Here is a 25,342-nt window from a genome sequence, read left to right on the forward strand (position 1 = left end):
CGTGTCCACGTCCCTGTCGAGTACAGCCCTGCCGAGAAACGCCGCCCTCGGCGGTGCCCTCGCCGTCGTCGCCGCGCTCGCCCTGAGCGCCTGTGGCGCCGCCCCTGACAACGCGTCCACCGCCGCCGACGGCAAGAGCGCCGCCACCGCCACCTCCGCCGCCGACCTCGGCGGGATGGACAAGCTGGTCGCGGCGGCCAAGAAGGAGGGCACGCTGCACGCCATGGCGCTGCCCCGCGACTGGGCCAACTACGGTGCCCTCATCGACGGCTTCCAGAAGAAGTACGGCATCAAGATCGAGGTCGAGAACCCCGACGGGTCAAGCCAGGACGAGATCAACGCCGTGACCTCGCGCAAGGGGCAGGACCGCGCCCCCGACGTGCTCGACCTCGGCAGCTCCTTCGCGATCAGCGCCGCCCAGCAGGGGCTGCTCGCGCCGTACAAGGTCGAGGCCTTCGCCGACATCCCCGAGGGCCAGAAGGACACGCAGGCCCGTTGGTACAACGACTACGGCGGCTACATCTCCATCGGCTGCGACGCGAAGCGGGTCAAGGAGTGCCCGAAGACCTTCGCCGACCTGCTAAAGCCGCAGTACAAGGGCCAGGTCGCCCTCAACGGCAACCCCACCAAGTCCGGCTCCGCCTTCGGCGGCGTGTACGCGGCGGCGCTCGCGAGCGGCGGCTCCTTCGACGACATCCAGCCCGGCCTGGACTTCTTCGGCAAGCTGAAGAAGAACGGCAACTACACGCCCGTCGAGTCGACGCCGGCCACCGTCGAGAAGGGCGAGACGCCCATCAGCATCGACTGGGACTACCTCAACGCCGGCTACGCCGAGGAGTTCAAGTCCAAGGGCGTCGACTGGCAGGTGTCGGTGCCGAGCGACGGCAAGTTCTCGCAGTACTACTCCCAGGCCATCAACAAGGACGCCCCGCATCCCGCGGCCGCCCGCCTGTGGCAGGAGTACCTCTACAGCACCGAGGGCCAGAACCTGTGGCTCGAGGGCTTCGCCCGCCCGGTGCTGATGCCCGCCATGGACAAGGCCGGCACCCTCGACAAGACGGCCGCGGCCAAGCTGCCCGAGGTCTCCGGGACGCCCGCCTTCCCGACCGAGGACCAGCAGAACAAGGCCAAGACGGCTCTCGGTCAGGGCTGGGCGAAGGCCGTCTCCGGATGACGACCACCCCCACCCGGGTCGACACGGCGACCGCCGCTCCGCTGAAGCGGCGGCGCCGTGCCGTCGGCGGCTGGCTCGCCGTCCTCCCGCTCCTCGTCTTCACCGCACTGGCCTTCGGGCTCCCCGCCCTGGCCATGCTGAACGGCGCCTTCACCGTCAAGGACCCGGCCACCGGCGCGACCTCGTACACCGCCGACAACCTGACGAACTCGCTGCAGGGCGCCTACCTCACGGCCCTGCTCGGCAGCGTCAAGCTGTCCGCGGTCTCCGCCGCACTCGGCGCCCTCCTCGGGCTGCCGCTCGCCCAGGCCGTGGTGACCTCCCGCTTCCGCGCGCTGCGCGAGGCCGTGCTCACCGCGTCCGGGGTGCTCGCGAACTTCGGCGGCGTCCCGCTGGCCTTCGCCTTCGTCGCCACGCTCGGCAACGCCGGTGTGCTGACCCGGCACCTGGGCCTGAGCGACAAGGGCTGGGACCTGTACAGCTTCTGGGGCCTGGTCCTGGTCTACCTGTACTTCCTGATCCCGCTGATGGTCCTCACCATCACCCCCGCCCTGGAGGGCCTGCGCTCACAGTGGCGCGAGGCGGCGCAGAACAACGGCGCGACGACCGCGCAGTACTGGCGGCACGTGGCCCTGCCCGTACTGCTGCCCACGCTCCTCGGCGGCTTCGTCCTGCTCTTCGGCAGCGCCTTCGCCGCGTACGCCACGGCCGCCGCCATGGTGGGCAGCTCGATCCCGCTGGTCACCCTCCAGATCGCCGACGCGCTCTCCGGGAACGTCCTGGTCGGGCAGGAGAACGTGGCGCTCGCCCTCAGCCTCGACATGGTCCTGGTCGCCGGCCTGGTGATGGCCGTGTATCTGCCCCTGCAACGACGGAGCGCCCGATGGCTCGCCTGAACCTGTGGCGGTGGGGCGTGCTCGGCCTCGCCGGCCTGTACTTCCTGGTGCCGCTGGCCGCGTCCGTCGTCTTCACCGTCGACGTGCCCGGGCAGGGCATCACCTTCGACGCCTACGGACAGATCTTCTCCACCGAGGGCTTCGTCTCCAGCCTGCTGCTCTCGCTGGAGCTGGCCCTCGCCACCATCGTCGTCGTCCTGCTGCTGATGGTGCCCGCCATGGTCGCCCTGCGGCTCGGCGCGCCCCGGCTGCGGCCGGTCGTCGAGGTGGTGTGCTCGCTGCCGCTGGTCGTGCCGCCGATCGCGTTCGTCGCCGGCATCGGGACGGTGCTGAAGTGGGGGCCCGAGCACCTGTCGCGCACGCCGCTGTTCCAGACGTTCGTCGCGATCCAGAACCCGGACTTCCCCGTGGTGCTGGTGCTGGCCTACGTCGTGATGGCGCTGCCGTTCGTGTACCGGGCCCTGGACGCCGGACTGCGCGCCATCGACGTACGCACCCTCGTGGAGGCCGCCCGCAGCTGCGGTGCCGGCTGGCCGCAGGCGCTGGTCCGGGCCGTGCTGCCCAACCTCCGCGGCGCCCTGCTCAACGCCTCCTTCCTCACCCTCGCCCTCGTGCTCGGCGAGTTCACGGTCGCGCAGCTGCTGGGCTTCCAGCCCTTCGCAGTGTGGATCGTGAACGTCAGCGGCTCGCAGGCCCAGCTGTCGGTCGCCGTGTCCGTGCTGAGCCTGCTCGTGACCTGGGTGCTCCTTCTCGTGATGGCCGGCTTCGGCGGCCGTACCCGTTCCGACTCCCGGGGATGATCATGACCGTGCTCGAAAAGACAGCCGAAGCGACGGCCGTGCAGGCCGCCACCGTCGAATTCCGCGGCCTGCGCCGGGAGTTCGGGTCCACCGTCGCCCTCGACGGACTCGACCTGACCGTCCAGCCGGGCGAACTTCTCGCCCTGCTCGGCCCGTCCGGCTGCGGCAAGACCACCGCCCTGCGCATGCTCGCCGGCTTCGAACACCCCGACTCCGGGCAGGTGCTGGTGGACGGCGAGGACGTCACCGCCATCCCCGCGCACCGCCGGGACGCCGGCATGGTCTTCCAGTCGTACAGCCTCTTCCCGCATCTGAGCGCCCTCGACAACGTGGCCTTCGGGCTGCGCATGCGCAAGGTGCGCACCGCCGAACGGCGGGCCCGCGCGGCCGAGTTGCTGGAGCTGGTCGGCCTCGCCGACAAGGGCGAGCGCTACCCGCACGAGCTCTCCGGCGGCCAGCAGCAGCGCATCGCCCTGGCCCGGGCGCTCGCCCTGCGCCCGCGCGTCCTGCTCCTCGACGAGCCGCTCTCCGCGCTGGACGCCAAGGTGCGCCTGACGCTGCGCGAGGAGATCCGGCGGCTCCAGCGGGAGCTCGGCATCACCACCCTGTTCGTCACCCACGACCAGGAGGAGGCCCTGTCCATGGCCGACCGGGTCGCGGTCATGCGCTCCGGCCGGCTCGAACAGTGCGCCGAGCCCGCCGAGTTGTACGGCCGGCCCGCCACCGCCTTCGTCGCCGAGTTCGTCGGCACCATGAGCCGGATCCCGGGCACGCTCGTCGACGGCGATGTCGAGGTGCTGGGCCGGCGGCTGCCCGTCGACGGCGACGCACCCCAGGTGTCCGAGGTCGACGTGCTGGTGCGGCCGGAGGCCGTGACCGTGCGCGCCGACGACGCCTCCGACGCGCGCGTGGTCGCCACCGCGTTCCTCGGCGCCACCACCCGGCTGACCGTACGGCTCGCCGACGGCACCGAGGTGAAGGCCGACCTGCCCGCCCACGAGACGGCCGCGCTCGGCGCGGGCGCCGCGGTGAGCGTGTCGCTGCCCGAGCGGCCCGTACTGGTGGCCGAACGCAGCCGCTGACCCCGTACGACCCACCTGCCCCCCACGCAAGAAAGAGACAACCGTGACTCGACTCCCCCTCCAGGCCGTCCTGTTCGACATGGACGGCACGCTCGTCGACACCGAGCGACTGTGGTGGGAGGCGGTGGAGCAGGTCGCCGGCCGGGCCCTGACCGAGGCGGACGAGGCGGAGGTGCTCGGCCGGCCCGTCGAGCACACCGCCGACTGGCTGGCCGCGGCCACCGGCGCGCCGGCCGCCGATCTCGCCGACGCGCTGCACCGCGAGTTCGCCGACCGGGTCCGCGCCGGCATCGTCCCGCGCCCCGGCGCCCTCGACCTGCTCGACGCGCTCGCCCGCGACGGCGTCCCCACAGCCCTGGTCACGGCCTCGCCCCGGGCCGTCGCCGACACCGTCCTCGAAGCCCTCGGCGCGAGCCGCTTCGCGGTCTCCGTCACCGCCGACGACACCGACCGCACCAAGCCCGCCCCCGACCCCTACCTCGCCGCCTGCCGCGCCCTCGGCGTCGACCCGGCGGCCTGCGTCGCCGTCGAGGACACCCGCACCGGCGTCAGCTCCGCCGAGGCGGCCGGCTGCACTGTGCTCGCGGTGCCCTCGCTCGCCCCGATCGAGCCGGCCCCCGGCCGCACCGTCCTGCCCAGCCTGGAGGGCGTCACCACGGAGCGGCTGCGCACCCTGCCGACCGCCGCCGCGCCCTCGCACGAGCTGCGCGTGATGAGCTGGAACCTCTGGCACGGCGGCACCAAGGTCCACGACCACCTCGCCAAGCAGCTCAAGGTCATCGCCGAGACCGGCGTCGACGTGGTCGGCCTCCAGGAGACCGACGGCACCGCGGCCGAGGACCTCGCCGACGCCCTCGGCTGGTACCACCACCGGGCCGGCGAGAACCTCGGCGTCATCAGCCGCCACCCGATCACGGCCCGATTCGGCGACCCGGCCGTCGGCTTCTACGGCGCGGCCGGCGTCCGCGTCAGGGCGGGCGAGCGGGAGGTCGACATCTGGACGGCCCACCTCGACTACACGCCCTACGGCCCCTACGAGTCCGCCTTCGACGGGCTCCCGGCCGCCGAGCTCGTCGCCCACGAGCAGGTCCGGCTCGCACAGATGCGGGACGCCCTGCACCGGATCGAGGAGGCCGCCGCTCCCGGCGTGCCCGTCGTCCTCGTCGGCGACTTCAACAGCCCCTCCCACCTGGACAGCCCGGACGTCGAGTGGCCGGTGACGAAGGCGGCCGAGGCGGCGGGCCTGCGCGACTCCTACCGTGAGGCCCACCCGGACCCGGCCGCCCAGCCCGGCCACACCTGGTCGCCGATCCACGCCCTGCACGAGGACGGCAGCGGCCGCCCGGAGCCGCAGGACCGGATCGACTTCGTGCTGCACCGGGGCCTGCGCGTGCTGCACTCCCAGACCTGTGTCAGCGGCACACCGCGCCCCTGGCCGGACGTGGAGCACAACGAGTGGCCCTCCGACCACGCCGCCGTGATCACCACATTCTCCCTGCGCGAGTGAGCCGGACCGGCCTACCATCGGTGCCATGACCTGGCGACATTGATCCACCAGCCGTGCCTCCCGAGGGCCGCCTCGGACGCCGTACCCCCGGTGTCCGAAACGTCCCTGCGGGAAGGCCTCATGACACTCTCACCTGCGCGTGTGCCCGCCACCGGTGTCCGGCGGCTGACGGCCACGCTGTACGGCTACTCGTTCCTCGACGACTTCGTCCTGCTCTACCCGGTGTACGCGCTGCTGTTCGCCGACACCGGCATGTCGCTCTGGCAGATCTCCTCCCTGTTCGCCCTGTGGTCGATCACCGGTGTGCTGCTGGAGGTGCCCTCCGGTGCCTGGGCCGACGCCGTGTCGCGGCGCCGGCTGTTGTGGATCGGCCCGCTGCTCACCGCCGCCGGCTTCGCGCTGTGGGTGGCCGTCCCGTCGTACTGGGCCTTCGCGGCCGGCTTCGTCCTGTGGGGCGCCGGCGGGGCGCTCGGCTCCGGTGCCCTGGAGGCGCTGGTCTACGACGAACTGCACCGGCTGGGCGCGGCCGACCGGTACGCCGGTGTCATGGGCCGGTCCCGGGCCGCACGGCTGCTGGGCACCGTGTCCTCCATCGGCCTCGCCGGGCCCGTCTTCGCCCGCGGAGGCTACGCGGCGGTGGGTGCCGCCAGCTTCGTCGCCTGTGTGCTGACCGCCGCCGTCGCGACCCGCTTCCCCGAGCACCGGGTGCGGGTCGGGACCGACGACGACGGCTGGGCGAAGACCCTGCGGACCGGACTCGCCGAGGTCCGCGGCGATCGTGCGGTGCGCGGCGCCCTGCTGCTGGTCCCCGCCGTCGCCGCGGTGTGGGGCGCCCTCGACGAGTACACCCCGCTGCTGGTCCGCGACATCGGCGTCGCCGAGGCGACCGTGCCCTACCTGATCATGCTGATCTGGGCCGGTGTCACCCTCGGCAGCCTCCTGACCGGACCGGCCGAACGCCTCGGCACGGCCGGGCTCGCGGCGCTCCTCGCGGCCAGTGCCCTCGCCCTGGCCGTCGGCGCCGCGGCCCGGTCCCTGGCCGGTATCGCGCTGGTCGGCCTAGCCTTCGCCGGGTTCCAGCTGGCCGAGGTGCTCGCCGACGTCAGGCTCCAGCACCGCATCGACGAGTCGCGCCGGGCCACGCTCACCTCCGTGGCGAGCCTGGGCACCGAGCTCGCCACGGTCGTCACCTTCGGCGTGTACGCGCTGCTCGGCACGGAGGTGGCGCACAGCACGGTCTTCGCGGTGCTCGCGGTGCCCTACCTGGTGACGGCGGCGGCGCTCGCTAGAAGTCGGGCCGCCACGGCACGACGGTGAAGTCGCCCGTCCCCTTCCTGACCTTCTCGAAGGGGGCGGAGCCCACGCACTTGGGCAGCTCCTTCGTCTCGACGGGGCTGCCCGTGGAGGCCCAGCTGTAGCCGAGCCGGTCGCGGCGGCCGATGTCATGGACGGTGATGCCGACCCGCTTGCCCTCGGCGCCCGGCAGGTCGGAGTCGGTGATCACACCGGATACGACGGCCACCTTCCCGCCGGTGACCAGGCAGTCGACCTTCGCCTTCGCCCGGGCACCCTCCCCGTCGAGGTAGTGGCTGAACTCGAAGGTGCCGGTGGCCTTCGTCGGATCGGCGTCGTCCTTCGCCGCCAGATGGGCGTCGAAGGAGAACGTGATGTCGTCCCCGGCCGAGCGGTACAGCTTTGCGGTGCCGGTGAGCGCGGCTGCCTCCCGCTGCCGCGGTGCCTCTTCGGACGCCGTGGCGGCGGAGGCCGCCGTGGCGCCGAGCAGCAGTGCGGAGCCGAGCACGACGATCTTCGTACGGCGGTTCATCGCGGTCCTTTCCCCAGGTCAAACGGTCGGTCCCCACTCTCCCGGCGTCGCGCTCGAGCCACATCGCACCGGGGGCGGGACCCCGTCTCCGCCGCTCGGCGGGGGCGCCGCCGGGCCCTGCGCCCCGGGGACGAGCGGAACTACGCCCGAGGTCGCGCAACGAATCGCCGCCGACCCCCAGGCGCACGCAACAAACCGCTCACCGGCGCGCAACGGCTCCTTCTTGTCCGGCCTGGTCAGCCGCCCGTACCGTCTACATGGCCCCCACAATCACCCTTTCGCCCCGGTGAGGACACGCATGCGCACCGCCCTGCTCCAGAGCTCCGGTCGTCCCGGCTCGACCGTCGAGAACCTCAAGGTCCTCGACGACGCCGCGGACCGTGCCGCCGCCGCGGGCGCCGGGCTGCTGGTCGCGCCGGAGATGTTCCTCACCGGCTACGCGATCGGCGACGACATCGCCCGTCTCGCCGAGCCCGCCGACGGCGACTGCGCGGACGCGGTCGCCGAGATCGCCGGCCGGCACGGCCTGGCCGTCGTCTACGGCTACCCGGAGCGCGAGGGCGACGTCGTCTTCAACTCCGCCCAGCTGATCTCCGCCGACGGCACCCGACTGGCGAACTACCGCAAGACGCACCTCTTCGGCTGCTTCGAGCGCGACCACTTCACGCCGGGCGAGCAGCAGATCGTCCAGGCCGAACTCCATGGCGTCCGGGTCGGCATCCTGATCTGCTACGACGTCGAGTTCCCGGAGAACGTCCGGGCCCACGCCCTCGCCGGCACCGACCTGCTCGTCGTCCCGACGGCGCAGATGCACCCGTTCCAGTTCGTCGCCGAGTCGATGATCCCGGTGCGGGCCTTCGAGAACCAGATGTACGTCGCCTACGTCAACCGGGTCGGCCAGGAAGGGGAGTTCGAGTTCGTCGGCCTCTCCACGCTCGCCGGCCCCGACGGAGTCGCCCGCACCCGGGCCGGCCACGCCGAGGAACTCGTCCTCGCCGACGTCGACCCCGCCTTCGTCGCCGCTTCCCGCGAGGCGAACCCGTATCTGAAGGACCGCCGCCCCGGCCTCTACGGGTCGCTCGTCTGAATTCCCCCGCTTCCCCAGCTTCCCCCCTGACGCAGTCGCAAGGAGTCCGTACCCCATGACGTCCATGGTGCCCAACGCCGTCGAGCACACCGACGAGCAGCAGCAGCCGCCGATCACCATGTTCGGCCCGGACTTCCCCTACGCCTACGACGACTTCCTCGCCCACCCGGCGGGGCTCGGCCAGATACCTGCGACCGGGCACGGCACCGAGATCGCGGTCATCGGCGGCGGCCTGTCCGGCATCATCGCCGCCTACGAGCTGATGAAGATGGGCCTGAAGCCGGTCGTGTACGAGGCCGACGAGATCGGCGGCCGGCTGCGTACCGTCGGCTTCGACGGCCCCAGCACCGAGGGCCTGACGGCCGAGATGGGCGCGATGCGCTTCCCGCCGTCCTCCACGGCGCTCCAGCACTACATCGACCTGGTCGGCCTGAAGACCAGCCCGTTCCCCAACCCCCTCGCCGAGGCGACGCCGTCGACCGTCGTCGACCTCAAGGGCGAGTCGCACTACGCCGAGACGATCGAGGACCTGCCGCAGGTCTACCGCGACGTCGCCACCGCCTGGAACAAGTGCCTCGAAGAGGGCGCCGACTTCTCCGACATGAACCGGGCCATGCGCGAGCGGGACGTGCCGCGCATCCGCGAGATCTGGGCGAAGCTCGTCGAGAAGCTCGACAACCAGACCTTCTACGGCTTCCTCTGCGACTCCGAGGCCTTCAAGTCCTTCCGGCACCGCGAGATCTTCGGCCAGGTCGGCTTCGGCACCGGCGGCTGGGACACCGACTTCCCGAACTCCATCCTGGAGATCCTGCGCGTCGTCTACACCGAGGCCGACGACCACCACCGCGGCATCGTCGGCGGCTCCCAGCAGCTGCCGGTGCGCCTGTGGGAGCGCGAGCCGGAGAAGATCGTCCACTGGTCCTACGGCACCTCGCTCGCGTCCCTGCACGAGAACGGCGCGCCCCGCCCGGCCGTGACCCGGCTGCACCGCGCCGCCGGCAACCGGATCACCGTGACCGATGCCGACGGCGACATCCGCACCTACCCGGCGGCGATCTTCACCGCCCAGTCCTGGATGCTGCTGTCGAAGATCGCCTGCGACGACTCGCTCTTCCCGATCGACCACTGGACGGCGATCGAGCGCACCCACTACATGGAGTCCTCGAAGCTGTTCGTCCCCGTGGACCGGCCGTTCTGGCTGGACAAGGACGAGGAGACGGGGCGTGACGTCATGTCGATGACGCTCACCGACCGTATGACGCGCGGTACTTACCTCCTGGACGACGGCCCGGACAAGCCCGCCGTCATCTGCCTGTCGTACACCTGGTGCGACGACAGCCTGAAGTGGCTGCCGCTGTCCGCGAACGAGCGGATGGAGGTCATGCTGAAGTCGCTCGGCGAGATCTACCCGAAGGTCGACATCAGGAAGCACATCATCGGCAACCCGGTGACGGTCTCCTGGGAGAACGAGCCCTACTTCATGGGCGCGTTCAAGGCCAACCTGCCCGGCCACTACCGCTACCAGCGCCGTCTGTTCACGCACTTCATGCAGGACCGGCTGCCCGAGGACAAGCGGGGCATCTTCCTCGCAGGCGACGACATCTCCTGGACGGCCGGCTGGGCCGAGGGCGCCGTCCAGACCGCGCTGAACGCGGTCTGGGGCGTCATGCACCACCTCGGCGGGTCGACGGACGCGGTCAACCCGGGTCCGGGCGACGTCTACGACGAGATCGCGCCGGTCGAGCTGCCCGAGGACTGACCCCGGGCGGGGTCGTCAGAGTCCGGCGGCCCGCACCGCCTCGTACACCTCGGCGGCGACGTCCTTGAGTTCCTGGGCGTCGCGCGCGAGGCCCTGGAGCTCGAAGAAGAACTCGTCGAGCCCGTCCGCGGCGTGCGCGGCCAGGTCCTCCACGATCTGGTCGGCACTGCCCTGGAACGCGGCGCGGTCGGAGCCGTCGTACGCCTTCGCGCTGTACTGCGCGTTGATCCGGACCACGGCCTGGATCGGCTCGGTGCGTCCGCGCTCGGCCGCGAGGTCCTGCAACTGCCGCCACTGCGAGGTGAGTTGCTCGGCGCCCATGGCGATCGGCATCCAGCCGTCGAGGCGGTCGACGAGCCGGGTCATCGCCTTCTTGCTGTTGGTGGGCACCAGGATCGGGATCGGCCGGGCGGGCTTGGGCGCCACCACGGCCGAGGCGACCTTGGAGTGCGGGCCGTCGTAGGACACCGGGTCCGGTCCCCACACGGCCCGGCACACCTCGATCATCTCGTCGAGGACCTTGCCGCGCTCCTCGAACGGCGCCACGCCCGCCGCCGCGTACTCGTCGAGCGACCAGCCGGTGCCGAAGCCCGCCACGACCCGGCCGCCGCTCGCCGCATCCAGCGTGGCGAGCGCCTTGGCCAGCTGGAACGGGTTGTGCAGGGGTGCCACCAGGATGCTGGTGCCGAGCCGGGCCCGCTCGGTCGCCGACACCGCCAGGGTCAGCGTGACCAGGGGGTCCGGGACGCCCCGGTACATGTCGGGCCACGCCAGCCCCTCGATGCCGTACAGGCCCTGGGTCTGGGGCTCGGGGAACAGGGCCCGCTCGTAGACCCAGAAGCTCTCGTAGCCGATCCGCTCGGCGGTGCGCGCGACGTCCGGTACGTCACGGCCGATGTCGTACTGCTGTGCTTGAGGGAGGCTGAGCCCCAGCCGAAGGGCCATCCGTACGCTCCTTTGCGTCGGTCCGTCACAGATCGGTTCGGGTCCGTCACTGACGGTTCAATCATCAACTTAACCCGGGTACCCGCGTGGGTCAGGTGTACCGCGCGGTGTGGCCGAGATCAGTCCGCCAGTGGCGTGAGCAGCATGCGTCCCGCGAACCCCACCGCCGCGTCGAGCCGCTCGGTGAACTCCTCGGCGAGCTCCGGGTACCCGCGCAGCGCCCACAGCGCCCGGGCCGACGACCAGGTGGCGTCCCGCGCGCGCTCAAGGCTCCAGGAGCCGAGCAGATGAGTGATCGGGTCGGCGATCTGGAGCAGATCGGGACCCGGCATCAGATCTTCGCGGATGCGCTCCTCCAGCGAGACGAGGAGATCACCCACGCGATCGAACTCGTCCTCCAGCTCGACGGGTTCGCAGCCGAGGCTACGACAGGCGTCCACCACCGCGAGCGCCAGATCGTGGCCGATGTGCGCATTGATGCCCGCGAGCGCGAACTGCAACGGCCGTACGCCCGGATGGTGCCGCATCTGGAACAGGGGCCGCCAGCACGCGGGCGGGCGCCGCTCGTCCTCGGCCTTCTCCACCGCCGCGAGATACCGCTCCGCGAACCGCACGTCCAGCGTGATCGCCGCCCCCCGGTCCGGGAACCGGCCGCCGTCGATGTGCCGGTCGACCTCCTCCGTGACGGCGAGGTAGACGCGGTTGAAGACGGCGACACCGTCGCGTTCGGGGAGCATCGCTGCAAGGGAGCGCATACGGGAGATGACCGCGTCCACGGCCGTGGTGAATTGTTCGCATTGCGCCATGGGGGCAATGTCCCAGCTTTAGGGTGGCCGCAGTGTCGGCGGGCCCGGCGCTTCCCCAGAACGGGGGATGCGCTCGCTGTGGGGGAGGGGGAGCAGGACCGTGCCAGGCTCACGCGCCCAGCGACTGGCCGCACGCCGGGCCGAGCGCCGCAGGGGCGTCAGGCGGAGCGTCATGGCGGTGGCGGCCTCGGTCGTGGTCGCCGTCGGCGCGGTCACCGGAATGGTCTCCGCGCTCGACGACCGCGGGGGCTCCGACGAGGCCGGGCCGCCCCGGGTGACGCGCTCGCCGGGCCTTGATTCCCTGCCGCTCCTGCCGTCCGCCTCGCCGTCGGTCACGAGGTCCCCCTCGCCGACGTCCGCCTCGCCCACCCGGACCCGGGAGAAGGCCACCCCCGCGCCCTCGGCCACACGGGCCGAGAGGAAGCAGAGCACGGCCGTGGTCTCCAGCCGCCTGTACCGCCACCCCGACTCCCAGGTCCTGGAGTGGGTCCGCGACAACCCCGCCGACCCGCGCCACGCCGTCATCGAGTCCCGGATCGCCGCCCAGCCGGCCGCGGTGTGGTTCGCGGACTTCACGCCGGACACCATCACCGCCCGGGTCCGCGCGGTCACCTCGGGCGGTTCGGCGCTCGGGCGCGTCCCGGTGGTCGTGCCGTACGCGATACCGGACCGCGACTGTGGCGGGTACTCCGAGGGCGGGGCGCCCGGCCTCGACGCCTACGACGCCTGGATCGACCGGTTCGCCGCCGGGCTCGGCTCCGGCGACGTCATCGTCGTCCTGGAGCCCGACTCCGTCGCCCAGGCCGACTGCCTCTCCGAGCGCGCCCGCGCCGACCGCTTCGCCTCCCTCGCCCGCGCGGGCCGCGTGATGAAGGCCGCCAACCCCAGGGCCCGCGTCTACTACGACGCCGGGCACTCCGGCTGGAACGCGCCCGCCCGGCAGGCGGACTGGCTGCGGCAGGCCGGCGCCGCCTCGACCGCCTCCTCCGACGGCGTCTTCAGCAACGTCTCCAACTTCCGCACCACGTCCGCCGAGGCCGCCTACGACCGGCAGGTCCTCGACGCCCTCGACGGTCCCGCGAGTCTGGGTGCCGTCGTCGACACCAGCCGCAACGGCGCCGGTGCCCCGGCGGACGGGGAGTGGTGCGACCCCTCGGGCCGCAAGCTGGGCCGGGCGCCGACCCTCGCGACGGGCGAGTCCCGGATCGACGCCTACCTGTGGGTGAAGCTCCCGGGGGAGTCGGACGGGTGCAAGGGCAGGCCGGGCACGTTCACCGCGTCGTACGCCTACGAGCTGGCGCGCTGAGTGCCCTCGCCGGTGCCGTGCTCCTCGTCGTAGGACGACATCCCCTCGTCGAGGAGCGGCTCCTGGGTCTTGAGGTGGGCCGGGGCGAACGCCCGCAGCGTGTGGTAGCCCGTGATGACCACCAGCGTGCCCAGCGCGATGCCGCTCAGCTCGAAGGTGTCGGTGAACTCCAAGGTGACGTTGCCGACGCCGATGATGATGCCCGCGGCGGCCGGCACCAGGTTCAGCGGATTGCGCAGGTCCACCTTGGCGTTGATCCAGATCTGCGCGCCGAGCAGGCCGATCATGCCGTAGAGGATGACGGTGATGCCGCCGAGGACGCCGCCCGGGATCGCGGCCACGATCGCGCCGAACTTGGGGCAGACGCCGAAGAGCAGCGCGAAGCCTGCGGCGGCCCAGTAGGCGGCGGTGGAGTAGACGCGGGTCGCCGCCATCACGCCGATGTTCTCGGAGTACGTGGTGTTGGGCGGGCCGCCCACCGCGGTGGAGAGCACCGAGGCGGCGCCGTCCGCAGAGATCGCGGTGCCCAGCTTGCTGTCGAGGTTGTCGCCGGTCATCTCGCCGACCGCCTTGACGTGTCCGGCGTTCTCGGCGACCAGGGCGATGACGACGGGCAGCGCGACGAGGATCGCCGACCATTGGAAGGACGGGCCGTGCAGATCGGGCAGGCCGATCCAGTCGGCGTTGCCGACGCCGGAGAGGTCCAGGCGCCAGTGGTCGGTGACCTTGCCGCTCGCGTCGGCCGAGTGGATCCGGCCGAAGATCCGGTCGAAGGCCCAGGAGATGCCGTAGCCGAAGAGCAGGCCCAGGAAGATCGCGATCCGGGACCAGAAACCGCGCAGGCAGACCACCGCCAGACCGGTGAACAGCATCACCAGCAGCGCCGTCCACTGGTCCTGCGGCCAGTACGTGGAGGCCGTCACCGGGGCGAGGTTGAAGCCGATCAGCATGACCACCGCGCCGGTGACGATCGGCGGCATCGTGGCGTGGATGATGCGCGCCCCGAACCGCTGCACCGCGAGGCCCACCAGGAACAGCACGGCGCCGACGACCAGGACCGCGCCGGTCACGACCGCGCTGGAGCCGCCGTCGGCCCGGATGACCGCCGCGACGCCGACGAAGGACAGCGAGCAGCCGAGGTAGCTGGGCACCCGGCCGCGCGTGGCCAGCAGGAAGATCACCGTCGCGACGCCCGACATCATGATCGCCAGGTTGGGGTCGAGCCCCATCAGGACCGGCGCCACGAACGACGCGCCGAACATCGCCACCACGTGCTGGGCGCCGAGTCCGACCGTGCGGGGCCAGGTCAGGCGTTCGTCGGGCCGGACGACCGCTCCGGGCGCCGGGGTGCGTCCGTCGCCGCCGTGCAGTTTCCAGCGGACGCCGAGATCCATGGTGCGGTTTCGCTTTCGTCGTGCGGGTGGGTCCGGACCATTGTCAGGGACACCCGAGGCGGCGCCGACCCGGGCCCATCAGGGATGCTGAGCGTCCGCTTAGGATGGTGGGAGTCAACTCGTACGTCCCAGGAGTCCCGCACGTGACCGCCGAAGCCCCGACAGCGCCCGCTCTTTCCTACGGCCGGCTCATCCCCGTGACCGTCCACTTCGACGACCTGGACGCGCTCGGGCTGCTGCACAACGCCCGCTACCCGCTGATGGTCGAGCGGGCCTGGACCGAGCTGTGGCAGGAGCACGGCTTCCGCTTCGAGGGTGACTGGGTCGCCGCCGGCGACGCCTGCAACGCGGTCAAGGAACTGCGCATCGGCTACGAGGCACCGGTCACCAAGCCCGGCGTCTACGCCGTCCACCTCTGGCTGGAGCGGCTCGGCAACACCGGGCTGACGTACGGCTTCCGGTTCTGCTCGGCCGACGGCTCGGTGACGTACGCCCACGGCACCAGGGTCCTGGTCCGGCTGGACGCCGGGACGCTGCGCCCGGCGCCGTGGAGCGAGGGATTCAGGGCCGCGGGTCGGGAACTGCTGCGTCCGGCCGGCTGACCTTCGGGCGCTCACGGTCACCCGCGCGCAGGACGCGCGCGAACACCACGAGCCCGAAGGACAGCACCGTGACCAGGCAGAACGACACCACCAGGCTGGTGGCCTGGGCGATCCCGCCGATCGCGCTCGGGGCGACGAGCCCCGAGGTGTAGGTGATCGTCGCGACACCGGCGATGGCCAGCGAGGGGTTCGGGCCGCTGCGGCCCGCCGCCGCGAAGCACAGCGGCACGACCACCGCGATGCCGAGGCCCAGCAGCGCAAACCCGGCCATCGCCAGGACCGGCTGGTCCGACACGATGATGAGCAGTCCGCCGAGCGTGGCGAGGACGCCGCTGAACCGGACCGTGCGCACGGAGCCGTAGCGGTCCACCACCTTGTCGCCGACGAGCCGGGCGATCGCCATGGTGAGCGTGAACCCGGTCGTGCAGGCCGCCGCGAGACCCGCCGAGGTGTCCAGCTGGTCCCGCAGATAGACCGCCGACCAGTCCAGGCTCGCGCCCTCCGCGAACACCGCGCAGAACCCGACCGCGCCGATGAGCAGCGCCGACTTGGGCGGCAGCGCGAACCGGGGCGGCGGCTCCTCGTCCTCGGCGGGCTGGAGGTCGAGCACCCACTGGCAGGCCGCCACGCCGAGAAGCGTGAGCGTCACCGCCGCGAGCGCGTGGTGCAGCCGGGCGTCCGAGCCGAGGTGCGCCGCGAGCGTGCCGGCCGCCGAGCCGATCAGGGCGCCCGCGCTCCACATGCCGTGCAGGCCCGACATGATCGACCGGCCCAGCCGGGTCTCGACCTCGACGCCGAGCGCGTTCATCGCCACGTCCGCCATGCCCGCCGTGGCGCCGTAGACGAACAGCGCCAGACACAGGGTCAGCAGATTGGGGGCGAGGGAGGGCAGGATGAGCGCCAGCGTCCACAGGGCGATCAGCCCGCGCAGGGCGTTCCGGGCGCCGAAGCGGTGCGAGATGCTCCCCGCCAGCGGCATCGCGACGGAGGCGCCGAGCGCGGGGAAGGCGAGCGCGATGCCCAACTGGCCGGCGCTGACGCCGGCATGGTCCTGGATCCACGGCACGCGCGTCGCGAACGAGCCGGTGACGGCGCCGTGCACGGCGAAGACGGCGGCCACGGCGTACCGGGCGCGCCTCACTTCGCGCAGGTCGTAGACCATCCCACCCATTGTGCGACCCCTCCCGGTCTTCGTTTCGTGCTGAGCCCGGCGTAAACTATCAGGAACCCTGCCTGATAGATAGAGTGCCTTCGCGACCACCCACCAGCCTTTCCCGGCCACTCGCTGCCGTGCCCCGCACGGCCCAGCCGATCTGGAAGGATCCCGGCATGCCCGCATCCCCGAGCACCGCCCGGGCCATCAACGACCGGCTCGCCCTCCGACTGCTCCAGCAGCAGGGCTCGTTGACGGCAGGACAGCTCAAGCAGCTGACCGGACTGTCCCGGCCGACCGTCGCCGACCTCGTCGAGCGCCTCACCGACGCCGGCCTGATAGCGGTCGTCGGCGAGGCCGGCGAGCAGCGCCGCGGCCCGAACGCCAAGCTGTACGGCATCGTCGCCGGCCGCGCCCACCTCGCGGCCCTGGACGTCCGTACCGAAGGCGTCTCGGTGATCGTGTCCGACCTGGTCGGGTCCGTGCTCGCCGAGGCGTCGGCGCCGATCGGCGGTGACGCCGGGACCGGGCCCGCGGTGGAGCAGGCGGTGGCGCTGGTGGAGCGGGTCGTGAAGGAGGCCGGGGCGGACCGGCTCCATACGGTGGGGATAGGCGCCCCGGGCCTGATCGACCCGGCGAGCGGCGAACTGCGCGACTCCACCGGCCTGCCCGAATGGCACCGCAGCCTGGTCGCGGCCCTCCAGGAACGGCTGCCCGAGGCCCGCGTCATCGTGGAGAACGAGACCAACCTCGCCGCCCTCGCCGAGCAGCGCGACGGAGTCGCCGCCGACCGGGACACCTTCGTCCTGCTGTGGCTCGGCCACGGCACCGGCGCGGCCGTGGTCCTCGACGGGGCGCTGCGCCGCGGTGCCTCCGGCGGCACCGGCGAGATCGGCTTCCTGCCGGTGCCCGGGACGACCGGGCTGCCGTCGGCGGTGGACTGCGAGGGCGGGTTCCACTCGCTCGCGGGGTCGGCGGCGATCGTGGAACTGGCGAGGTCGTTCGGCCTGCCGGTCGAGGACATGTCCGCGCCCGAGCCACTGGCCGCGGGGGTGGTGGGGAGGGCCGTCGCGCTGGTGGCCGGCGACACGGAGGCCGCGGACCGCGACGCGCAGGCGGCCTCCGCCGACCGCTTCCTGGACACCCTCGCCGACCACCTGGCCGTGGGCGCCGCCTCGGTCGTCGCCATCCTCGACCCCGGGTGTGTGGTCCTCGGCGGCGAGGTCGGGCAGGCCGGGGGAGAGGCGCTCGCCGCGCGGGTGGAGGATCGGGTCCGGCGGATGTCACCGCTCGCGACCGTCGTCCGGCCCAGCGGCCTGGGCGGCGCCGCCGTCCTGCGCGGCGCACTGCTCACCGCCCGCGACGCGGCACAGGACGAACTCTTCGCACCGCGGGACCGCTGACGAGCCCGAGGGAACCCGGCCGGTCAGCGGCCGAGGGACCTGGGCCGGTCGACGGCCCGAGCCGGTCGATGGCCGAGGGCTCCGGGCCGGTCGGTGGCCGAGGGCTCTGGGCCGGTCGGTGGCCGAGAGGCCGGGCCGGTGAGCGCGGTTGAAGGATCCGGGCCGGTCAGCGGTTCCCGGAGGGTGTCCCTGGCGTCGCTCAGAGCCTCACCTGCCCTCGACCCGTTGCCGCTCAGAGGCCTCGCCCGCCCCCGACCCGTCCCGCTCAGACGCCCCGCCCGCCCCCGACCCGTCGCCCCAGGTACTCCTCGAACGTCCCCTTGCCCACCGCGTGCTTCGGTGCCAGGAGGCCGCCCGCTCGCATGCCCCGGTACGCCTTTCCCCACAGCGGCACCTTCACGACGAGGCGCTTGCGGCCCGTGGCCCGGAGGTATGCCCGGGCCAGCGAGTCGAAGGTCCGCACCTCGGGTCCGCCCATGTCCGCGACCCGCCCGGCGGGAGCAGCCACGGCCAGCTCGGCCAGCCGGTCCGCGACCTCCGCGACCTCGACGGGCTGGTCCTTCACCCTGGCCGGGACCAGCATCACCGGCACCTTGGCCAGGCCCGCGAGCACCCGCAGCACCAGGTCGTGGAACTGGGTCGCGCGCAGCACGGTCCAGCCCAGCCCCGACGCCTCGACCATCCGCTCCACGGCGAGCTTGGACTTGTAGTAGCCGAGCGGCACCAGGTCCACGCCGACGATCGAGATGTACACCAGATGCCGTACCCCGGCCTTCTTCGCGGCCTCGATCAGCCGCGCCGCCGCCTCCTGGTCGCCGCCGCTCTGCGAACTCGCGCAGTGGACGACCGTGTCCACGCCCGCCATCGCGGTGTCCAGGCCTGGCCCGCCCTTGCGCAGGTCGACGGCGTACGGCTGGGTGCTCCGGCTGAGCACCCGCACCTCGTGCCCGTCCGCGCGCAGCCGCTCGGTGACGTGCCGGCCGAGCGTTCCGGTCCCGCCGGTCACCAGGATCGTGGTCATCGTGTTCAGCCCTCTCGGACGGCGGGCGCTCCCGAGCGGAGCACCCCTCGTCAGCTGGGACCGAATGACCCCCGCGAGATGTGACAGTCGCTATGCCCGCGCCAGCTGACGGCGTACGAAATCCAGCTTGTCCGGATTCATCATGGCCCAGGCATGCCCGACCAGCTCGTCGCGCATTTCGAGCACCACCACCGACATGAGTGAACCGTCCGCCCACGCGGCGAGCGCGGGCGAGCCGTTGATCTCGATCGCCGTCAGCTCCACACCGGCCATGAAGGTCCGCGTCGCGCCCGCCAGGAAGCGGAACACCTTGTCGCGGCCCTCGATCGGCCGCAGCGCCGCCCTGACCCTGCCGCCCCCGTCGCTCTCCCAGACGACGTCGGCCGCCAGCAGCTTCTCCAGCCCGCCGAGGTCTCCGTCGCGGGCCGCCGTGAGGAACGACCTGACCAGCTCCTCCCGCCGCTCGGGAGTCGACTCGAACCGCGGCCGCCGCTCGTCCACCCGCTGCACCGCCCGCCGGTACAGCTGCCGGCAATTGGCCTCGGTCAGCTCCAGCGCCTCGGCGATCTCCCGGTGGCCGTACGCGAAGGCCTCCCGCAGCACATAGACCGCCCGCTCGGTCGGCGTGAGCCGCTCCAGGAGCACGAGCATCGCCAGCGACACGGCGTCCCGCTGCTCGGCGGACTCCAGCGGCCCCAGCGTGCCGTCGGAGGTGATCACGGGTTCCGGCAGCCAGGGCCCGACGTACTCCTCACGCCGGGCCCGCGCCGAAGTCAGCCGGGTGAGACAGAGATTGGTGACGACCTTGGCGAGCCAGGCCGCCGGATGCTCGATGGCGCCACGGTCGGCGCCGCTGAAGCGCAGATACGCGTCCTGGACGGTGTCCTCGGCCTCGTGGGCGGAGCCGAGCAGGCGATACGCCAGACCGAACAGCCGGGGACGGTGGGTCTCGAACTCGTCGGCGAGAGCGGTCGTCATGGCCTCACCCTGTCAGAGCCGCCGAGGGGCACATTGGGAGACCCGGCGGCGGGCAAGGGCCGTCGACACCGCCGCCGGGCCGTCTGCGGGGGCTCCACTGGAAGAGGGGTCCGAGGACGGGGAGGTTCCCGCACAGTAAAGAGGACTAGACCACAGCGTCAATAGGTATGGACCAATCGCAAGAGCATTTCCTCGCAAGGGAGTTGAGGCCCTGGCCGGACGCCGTGGAAGTCCAGCGAAGGTGCCTGTGAGCCACCCCACACCCTTCGCCCGTATGGACACCGATCAGGCGTGGCACACTGGCCCTGTACCAGAAGCAGCGCACTCCGGGGTCGGTGAAAGTCCGAACCGGCGGTTACAGTCCGCGACCCGGTCGCCTCCAGCGGCCGGTTGACCAGGTGAAATTCCTGGACCGACGGTTAAAGTCCGGATGGGAGGCAGTGCGCGGCGGGCGGGCATTCGTGCGCGCCGCCGTACCGGTTCGTCCATGAGGCGAGCCCTGTCCGGCGTCGCCCCCGGTGTCCCTGCTCGTACATTCTGTCGTCATCGACAGCCCCGGAGTCCGTGCCCCTATGTGGCAGGAGGACCCGGGAAGTGTTCACCGGAATCGTCGAAGAGCTGGGCGAGATCACCGCCGTCGAGACCCTCGACGACGCCTGTCGCTTCCGACTGCGAGGCCCCGTCGTCACCGACGGCGCGAAGCACGGCGACTCCATCGCCGTCAACGGCGTGTGCCTGACGGTCGTCGACCACGAAGGCGACGAATTCACCGCCGACGTCATGGCCGAGACCCTCGACCGCTCCAGCCTGGGCGTCCTCGCCGTCGGCTCCCGCGTCAACCTGGAGCGCCCCACCGCCGTGGGCGCCCGCCTCGGCGGACACATCGTGCAGGGCCACGTCGACGGCACCGCCGAGGTGCTGGAGCGCAAGCCCTCCGAGAACTGGGAGATCGTCAAGATCTCGCTCCCCGCGGACCTCTCCCGCTACGTGGTCGAGAAGGGCTCCATCACGGTCGACGGCATCAGCCTCACCGTCGTCGACGCCGGAACCGACCACTTCACCGTGAGCCTCATCCCCACCACCCTCGCGCTGACCACGCTCGGCCTCAAGCAGCCCGGCGACCCGGTCAACCTGGAGGTCGACGTCATCGCCAAGTACGTCGAGCGGATGCTGGGCGACCGGGCCTCCTCCGAAGGGGCGACGGCGAAGTGAACTCGCTGAACTCCGAGGCCTTCGTCCTGTTCGGCCAGCACATCCTCTGGTCGGACATGATCGGCAACCTCTTCGGCCTCGCCGCCCTCGCCCTCGGCTGGCGGCGCTCCATATGGACCTGGCCCGTGCAGTTCCTCGCCGGCCTGATCCTGTTCGGGGCGTTCTTCGGCCATCTGACCGGCAGCGCCGGCAAGCAGGCGGTCGTGATGGTGGTCGCCCTCTACGGCTGGTGGCAGTGGCAGCGCAGCAAGGGACGGACCGAGGACGGCGGCGACGGCCACATCAGCGTCCGGTTCGCCACCTGGCGCGAGCGCGCGGCCATGGTTGCGGCGGCCGCCGCCGGCACCGTCGCGGTGGCGCTGCTCTTCAAGGCGTACCCGACCCTGTCCTGGGACCCCTGGCCCGACGCCTACATCTTCGTCGGCACCATCGTCGCCATGTACGCCCAGGCGCGCGGCATGGTCGAGTTCTGGTTCGCCTGGCTGCTCGTCGACCTCGTCGGCGTCCCCCTGAACTTCGCCAACGGCTACGCGTTCTCCGGCTTCGTCTACGTCATCTACGGCGCACTCGTCCTGTGGGGCATGCGCGACTGGTGGCTGCGCTCCCGCAACGACGCGCGGCCCGTCCTGGAAGGAGCGCCGGCATGACCACGGCACCGACCCTGTACCGCACCGAGGACATCGAGGACCTGACCCTCGACCCGGTCGAGCGGGCCATCGCCGACATCGCGGCCGGCCGCCCGGTCGTGGTCGTCGACGACGAGGACCGGGAGAACGAGGGCGACCTCGTCATCGCCGCCGAGCACGCGACCCCCGAGATCGTCGCCTTCATGATGAGCGAGTGCCGCGGCCTGATCTGCGCTCCCATGGAGCCGGACGAGCTGGAGCGGCTGGAGCTCCCGCAGATGGTCCAGGACAACACCGAGTCGATGAAGACCGCGTTCACCGTCTCCGTGGACGCCTCCGCCGCGCACGGCGTGACCACCGGCATCTCCGCCTCCGACCGATCGACCACGCTCCAGCTCCTGGCGAGCGGCAAGGCGCAGCCGTCGGACCTCGTCCGCCCCGGCCACATCTTCCCGCTGCGCGCCCGCCCCGGCGGCGTCCTCGTGCGCAACGGCCACACCGAGGCCGCCGTCGACCTCGCCCGCCTCGCGGGCCTGCGCCCGGCCGGCGCCATCGTCGAGATCGCCGGCGAGGACGGCGAGATGCTGCGACTGCCCGAGCTGATCCCGTTCGCCCGCAAGCACGGCCTGACGATCATCTCCATCGAGGACCTGATCACGTACCTGCGCGACGCCGAGCGCCCGAAGCAGGTGGAGCAGGTGCAGGCCGAGCGCGAGTCGTTCCCGGCCGAGTCCACCGTCCGCCGCGAGGCCGAGGTCCATCTCCCCACCGCCCACGGCACCTTCACCGCGTACGGCTACCGCTCCACCGTCGACGGCGTCGAGCACGTCGCCCTCGTCCACGGCGAGCTCGGCGACGGCGAGGACGTCGTGGTCCGCATCCACTCCGAATGCCTCACCGGCGACGTCTTCCACTCCCTGCGCTGCGACTGCGGCCCCCAGCTGGAGTCGGCGCTGGAACGCATCCAGGACGAGGGCCGCGGAGTCGTCGTCTACCTGCGCGGACACGAGGGCCGGGGAATCGGGCTGATGTCCAAGCTGCGCGCCTACGAACTCCAGGAGCGCGGCCGCGACACCCTCGACGCCAACCTCGAACTCGGCCTGCCCGCGGACGCCCGTGACTACGGCGCCGGCGCGCGGATCCTGGCCGACCTGGGCGTGCACAGCGTGCGCCTGCTGACCAACAACCCCGACAAGTCCGACGCGCTGCGCGGCCACGGCATCGAGGTCACCGAGCGCGAGCCGATGCCCGTGCAGGCGGGCGAGCACAACCTGACCTACCTGCGCACCAAGCGGGACCGGATGGGCCACGACCTGCCCTGGCTGGACACGGCCCCCGTGGCCGCGGCCCCCCTGTCCACCTGCACCAACCAGTAACAGCACACCGAGGAGACTCAAGAACGTGAGCGGCAAGGGCGCACCGGAGCTGTCCGTACGCAATGTGGGCGACCTGCGGGTCGCGGTCATCGCGGCACAGTGGCACGAGAAGGTGATGGACGGACTGGTGGACGGCGCGCTGCGCGCCCTGCACGACCTGGGCATCGACGAGCCGACCCTCCTGCGGGTCCCCGGCAGCTGGGAGCTCCCGGTGGTCGCCAAGGTCCTCGCGGGCCGCGGCTACGACGCGATCGTCGCCCTCGGGGTCGTCATCCGCGGCGGCACCCCCCACTTCGAGTACGTGTGCCAGGGCGTGACCCAGGGCCTCACCCAGGTCTCCGTCGAGACCGGCGTCCCCGTCGGCTTCGGCGTCCTGACCTGCGACACCGAGGAGCAGGCCCTGGACCGGGCCGGCATCGAGGGCTCCAACGAGGACAAGGGACACGAGGCGGTGACCGCGGCCGTGGCCACGGCGGCGACCCTCCGCTCAGTATCTGAACCCTGGCGCTGACGAAAGGCGTATGTGGCATAGGCTGAGCGTCACCATGTCCAAGAAGACGTTCGAGGAGCTCTTCACCGAGCTCCAGCACAAGGCCGCCCACGGCGATCCCGCCACCTCCCGTACCGCCGAACTCGTCGACAAGGGCGTCCACGCCATCGGCAAGAAGGTCGTCGAGGAAGCCGCCGAGGTCTGGATGGCCGCCGAGTACGAGGGCAAGGAAGCCGCCGCCGAGGAGATCTCGCAGCTGCTGTACCACGTCCAGGTGATGATGGTCGCCCGCGGCATCTCCCTGGACGACGTGTACGCCCACCTCTGAGCACCAGCAACCCAGCACACCGTAAGAGCGAACGAAGGAAGCCGACCTCATGCTGCGCATCGCCGTCCCCAACAAGGGTTCCCTGTCCGGCCCTGCGGCGGAGATGCTGCATGAGGCCGGCTACCAGCAGCGGCGCGAGTCCAAGGAACTGCGGATCGTCGACCCGGTCAACGACGTCGAGTTCTTCTACCTCCGCCCCCGCGACATCGCCATCTACGTCGCCTCCGGCCAGCTCGACATCGGCATCACCGGCCGTGACCTGCTGATCGACTCCGACGCCTACGCCGAGGAGATCCTGCCGCTCGGCTTCGCCCGCTCCACCTTCCGCTTCGCCACCAAGCCCGGCACCGTCGGCGACGACCTGGCGGACCTCAAGGGCAAGACGGTCGCCACCTCCTACGAGGGCATCGTCGCCAAGCACCTCTCCGACAACGGCATCGACGCCTCCGTCGTCCACCTCGACGGCGCCGTCGAGACCGCGATCCAGCTCGGTGTCGCCCAGGTCATCGCGGACGTCGTCGAGACCGGCACCTCGCTGCGCAACGCCGGCCTGGAGGTCGTCGGCGAGCCGATCATGAAGTCCGAGGCCGTCGTCATCCGCCGCACCGGCGCGGACGCCGAGGAACCCAAGGTCCAGCAGTTCCTGCGCCGCCTCCAGGGCGTCCTGGTGGCCCGGACCTACGTGATGATGGACTACGACTGCCGCGTCGAGCAGTTGGAGAAGGCCGTCGCCCTCACCCCGGGCCTGGAGTCGCCGACCGTGTCCCCGCTGCACAACGAGGGCTGGGTCGCCGTCCGCGCGATGGTCCCGGCCAAGGAAGCCCAGCGCATCATGGACGACCTGTACGACATCGGCGCCCGGGCCATCCTGACCACGGCCATCCACGCCTGCCGCCTGTAGAACGCCGCCCGTAGAGAACTCAGAGATGTCCGAACTGCCTGTTCTTCCCGTCACCTTCCGACCCGGCCGCACCCGGGCCGTCCTGCTCACCGCGGGTGTCGCGATCTTCGTCGTCATCACGGCCGTCGCGCTGCTCCTGGAGAAGCTCGGCCCGGGGGAGCGCCTCAGCTTCGTCCTCACCGGCGCGCTCATGTTCGGTGTGCTGGCGATGCTGGCGCGCGTGAAGGTCGTCGCCGACGAGTCCGGTGTCACCGTGGTGAACATCGCCACCCGGCGCCGGCTGGACTGGGCCGAGATCCTTCAGGTGAACCTCCGTCCGGGCGACCCCTGGGTGTTCCTCAACCTCAGCGACGGCACCAGCCTGCCCGTGCTCGGCATCCAGCCGGGCATCGCCAAGCAGCACGCCATCGCCGACGCGCGCGCCCTGCGGGCGCTCGCCGAGGCCCATGGCATCAAGGAGCCCGAGGACCGTGAGGGCTGACTCGGCGGCGTTCACCCTGCCGTAAACCGCGATGTCTTGATTAATCTGTTGGCGGAGGCGTTTTCGTGACGCCTCCGCCACTGATGTGCCCGACGGTCTTCAGAGGCCCCCTGCTACCCGAGGAGTGATTCCCTCCAGCGATGGACGGATCGTCCTGTAGTACCTGCGCCGCCCCCAGCCGACATACCGG

The 25,342-nt window shown here is 71.7% G+C and carries 25 protein-coding genes and 1 riboswitch; of the genes, 18 read left to right on the plus strand and 7 right to left on the minus strand.

Translation table 11 applies throughout. The features are described 5' to 3' along the window. The first annotated feature begins 1 nt into the window (after nucleotide 1). From CP983_RS35940 to CP983_RS35965, 6 genes are all read left to right on the plus strand, one after another. Nucleotides 2-1,174, plus strand: a complete 1,173-nt coding sequence (locus tag CP983_RS35940; protein ID WP_189749001.1) for an ABC transporter substrate-binding protein — start codon at nucleotides 2-4, stop codon at nucleotides 1,172-1,174. After that, entirely contained in the window at nucleotides 1,171-2,070 is a 900-nt protein-coding gene (locus CP983_RS35945; RefSeq protein ID WP_150504211.1) for an ABC transporter permease, read from the plus strand. Before CP983_RS35940 ends, CP983_RS35945 begins: the two co-directional genes overlap by 4 nt. Then, nucleotides 2,058-2,870 (plus strand): ABC transporter permease, encoded by an 813-nt coding sequence (locus tag CP983_RS35950; RefSeq protein ID WP_107909398.1) that lies wholly within the window; start codon nucleotides 2,058-2,060, stop codon nucleotides 2,868-2,870. Before CP983_RS35945 ends, CP983_RS35950 begins: the two co-directional genes overlap by 13 nt. A 2-nt stretch (nucleotides 2,871-2,872) precedes the next feature. Then, nucleotides 2,873-3,952: an ABC transporter ATP-binding protein gene (locus CP983_RS35955; RefSeq protein ID WP_150504213.1), complete on the plus strand. Its 1,080-nt coding sequence runs from the start codon at nucleotides 2,873-2,875 to the stop codon at nucleotides 3,950-3,952. Nucleotides 3,953-3,995: 43 nt separating this feature from the next. Next, a complete protein-coding gene (locus CP983_RS35960; protein ID WP_150504215.1) occupies nucleotides 3,996-5,459 on the plus strand; it encodes an HAD-IA family hydrolase in 1,464 nt (487 codons plus the stop codon). Nucleotides 5,460-5,579: 120 nt separating this feature from the next. Continuing rightward, nucleotides 5,580-6,776 (plus strand): MFS transporter, encoded by a 1,197-nt coding sequence (locus CP983_RS35965; protein WP_150504217.1) that lies wholly within the window; start codon nucleotides 5,580-5,582, stop codon nucleotides 6,774-6,776. On the opposite strand, the gene CP983_RS35970 is transcribed toward CP983_RS35965, so the two are convergent. Further along, entirely contained in the window at nucleotides 6,745-7,284 is a 540-nt protein-coding gene (locus CP983_RS35970) for a Repetin (RefSeq protein ID WP_150504219.1), read from the minus strand. The genes CP983_RS35965 and CP983_RS35970 overlap by 32 nt on opposite strands. A 298-nt stretch (nucleotides 7,285-7,582) precedes the next feature. Between CP983_RS35970 and CP983_RS35975 the strand changes: the two genes are divergently transcribed. Continuing rightward, the gene (locus CP983_RS35975) at nucleotides 7,583-8,371 is read left to right on the plus strand and encodes a carbon-nitrogen hydrolase family protein (protein WP_107909402.1); all 789 of its coding nucleotides are present in this window, start codon (nucleotides 7,583-7,585) and stop codon (nucleotides 8,369-8,371) included. A 55-nt stretch (nucleotides 8,372-8,426) separates the two neighbouring features. After that, the gene (locus tag CP983_RS35980; protein WP_107909403.1) at nucleotides 8,427-10,130 is read left to right on the plus strand and encodes a flavin monoamine oxidase family protein; all 1,704 of its coding nucleotides are present in this window, start codon (nucleotides 8,427-8,429) and stop codon (nucleotides 10,128-10,130) included. 15 nt (nucleotides 10,131-10,145) lie between these two features. Here CP983_RS35980 and CP983_RS35985 read toward each other — a convergent pair whose 3' ends face one another. Then, a complete protein-coding gene (locus CP983_RS35985) occupies nucleotides 10,146-11,075 on the minus strand; it encodes an LLM class F420-dependent oxidoreductase (protein ID WP_107909404.1) in 930 nt (309 codons plus the stop codon). A gap of 119 nt (nucleotides 11,076-11,194) precedes the next feature. Further along, on the minus strand, nucleotides 11,195-11,881 hold the full coding sequence (locus tag CP983_RS35990) for a DUF5995 family protein (protein ID WP_150504221.1): 687 nt from the start codon (nucleotides 11,879-11,881) through the stop codon (nucleotides 11,195-11,197). 172 nt (nucleotides 11,882-12,053) lie between these two features. Here CP983_RS35990 and CP983_RS35995 point away from each other — a divergent pair, with 172 nt between their 5' ends. Beyond that, nucleotides 12,054-13,187 carry a glycoside hydrolase family 6 protein gene (locus tag CP983_RS35995; protein WP_150507062.1) on the plus strand — a complete coding sequence of 378 codons (1,134 nt, stop codon included), beginning with the start codon at nucleotides 12,054-12,056 and terminating at the stop codon, nucleotides 13,185-13,187. Here the strand turns inward: CP983_RS35995 and CP983_RS36000 are convergent. Further along, entirely contained in the window at nucleotides 13,169-14,581 is a 1,413-nt protein-coding gene (locus tag CP983_RS36000; RefSeq protein WP_150504223.1) for a uracil-xanthine permease family protein, read from the minus strand. The genes CP983_RS35995 and CP983_RS36000 overlap by 19 nt on opposite strands. Nucleotides 14,582-14,724: 143 nt before the next feature. On the opposite strand from CP983_RS36000, the gene CP983_RS36005 reads away from it, so the two are divergent. Next, nucleotides 14,725-15,183: an acyl-CoA thioesterase gene (locus tag CP983_RS36005; RefSeq protein ID WP_107909407.1), complete on the plus strand. Its 459-nt coding sequence runs from the start codon at nucleotides 14,725-14,727 to the stop codon at nucleotides 15,181-15,183. Here CP983_RS36005 and CP983_RS36010 read toward each other — a convergent pair. After that, nucleotides 15,143-16,354, minus strand: a complete 1,212-nt coding sequence (locus CP983_RS36010; RefSeq protein WP_150504225.1) for an MFS transporter — start codon at nucleotides 16,352-16,354, stop codon at nucleotides 15,143-15,145. The two genes, CP983_RS36005 and CP983_RS36010, sit on opposite strands and share 41 nt — an antisense overlap. A gap of 158 nt (nucleotides 16,355-16,512) precedes the next feature. Between CP983_RS36010 and CP983_RS36015 the strand changes: the two genes are divergently transcribed. Continuing rightward, a complete protein-coding gene (locus tag CP983_RS36015) occupies nucleotides 16,513-17,739 on the plus strand; it encodes an ROK family transcriptional regulator (RefSeq protein WP_150504227.1) in 1,227 nt (408 codons plus the stop codon). A 265-nt stretch (nucleotides 17,740-18,004) separates the two neighbouring features. Here the strand turns inward: CP983_RS36015 and CP983_RS36020 are convergent, their stop codons facing one another. Continuing rightward, nucleotides 18,005-18,760 (minus strand): SDR family oxidoreductase, encoded by a 756-nt coding sequence (locus tag CP983_RS36020; protein WP_150504229.1) that lies wholly within the window; start codon nucleotides 18,758-18,760, stop codon nucleotides 18,005-18,007. Nucleotides 18,761-18,850: 90 nt separating this feature from the next. After that, a complete protein-coding gene (locus tag CP983_RS36025) occupies nucleotides 18,851-19,738 on the minus strand; it encodes an RNA polymerase sigma-70 factor (RefSeq protein ID WP_150504231.1) in 888 nt (295 codons plus the stop codon). Between the two features lie 317 nt (nucleotides 19,739-20,055). Further along, nucleotides 20,056-20,186: riboswitch (FMN riboswitch) on the plus strand. Between the two features lie 146 nt (nucleotides 20,187-20,332). On the opposite strand from CP983_RS36025, the gene CP983_RS36030 reads away from it, so the two are divergent. Genes CP983_RS36030 through CP983_RS36060 form a run of 7 tightly spaced genes read left to right on the plus strand, consistent with a single transcriptional unit; the run spans nucleotide 20,333 to nucleotide 25,152 of the window. After that, entirely contained in the window at nucleotides 20,333-20,950 is a 618-nt protein-coding gene (locus CP983_RS36030) for a riboflavin synthase (protein WP_150504233.1), read from the plus strand. Further along, nucleotides 20,947-21,597, plus strand: coding sequence for a nicotinamide mononucleotide transporter family protein (locus CP983_RS36035; RefSeq protein ID WP_107909412.1), 651 nt, complete (start codon nucleotides 20,947-20,949; stop codon nucleotides 21,595-21,597). The genes CP983_RS36030 and CP983_RS36035 overlap by 4 nt, the downstream gene beginning before the upstream one ends. Next, nucleotides 21,594-22,952, plus strand: coding sequence for a bifunctional 3,4-dihydroxy-2-butanone-4-phosphate synthase/GTP cyclohydrolase II (locus CP983_RS36040; RefSeq protein WP_107909413.1), 1,359 nt, complete (start codon nucleotides 21,594-21,596; stop codon nucleotides 22,950-22,952). Before CP983_RS36035 ends, CP983_RS36040 begins: the two co-directional genes overlap by 4 nt. A 25-nt stretch (nucleotides 22,953-22,977) precedes the next feature. After that, nucleotides 22,978-23,463, plus strand: coding sequence for a 6,7-dimethyl-8-ribityllumazine synthase (ribH, locus tag CP983_RS36045; protein WP_003988915.1), 486 nt, complete (start codon nucleotides 22,978-22,980; stop codon nucleotides 23,461-23,463). Between the two features lie 34 nt (nucleotides 23,464-23,497). Then, nucleotides 23,498-23,770 (plus strand): phosphoribosyl-ATP diphosphatase, encoded by a 273-nt coding sequence (locus tag CP983_RS36050; RefSeq protein WP_004990764.1) that lies wholly within the window; start codon nucleotides 23,498-23,500, stop codon nucleotides 23,768-23,770. Between the two features lie 49 nt (nucleotides 23,771-23,819). Continuing rightward, the gene (hisG, locus tag CP983_RS36055; protein ID WP_107909414.1) at nucleotides 23,820-24,671 is read left to right on the plus strand and encodes an ATP phosphoribosyltransferase; all 852 of its coding nucleotides are present in this window, start codon (nucleotides 23,820-23,822) and stop codon (nucleotides 24,669-24,671) included. Between the two features lie 25 nt (nucleotides 24,672-24,696). Beyond that, on the plus strand, nucleotides 24,697-25,152 hold the full coding sequence (locus tag CP983_RS36060) for a PH domain-containing protein (RefSeq protein WP_107909415.1): 456 nt from the start codon (nucleotides 24,697-24,699) through the stop codon (nucleotides 25,150-25,152). Nucleotides 25,153-25,342: the final 190 nt, after the last annotated feature.

The sequence above is a fragment of the Streptomyces chartreusis genome, assembly GCF_008704715.1.
Lineage (GTDB): Bacteria > Actinomycetota > Actinomycetes > Streptomycetales > Streptomycetaceae > Streptomyces > Streptomyces chartreusis.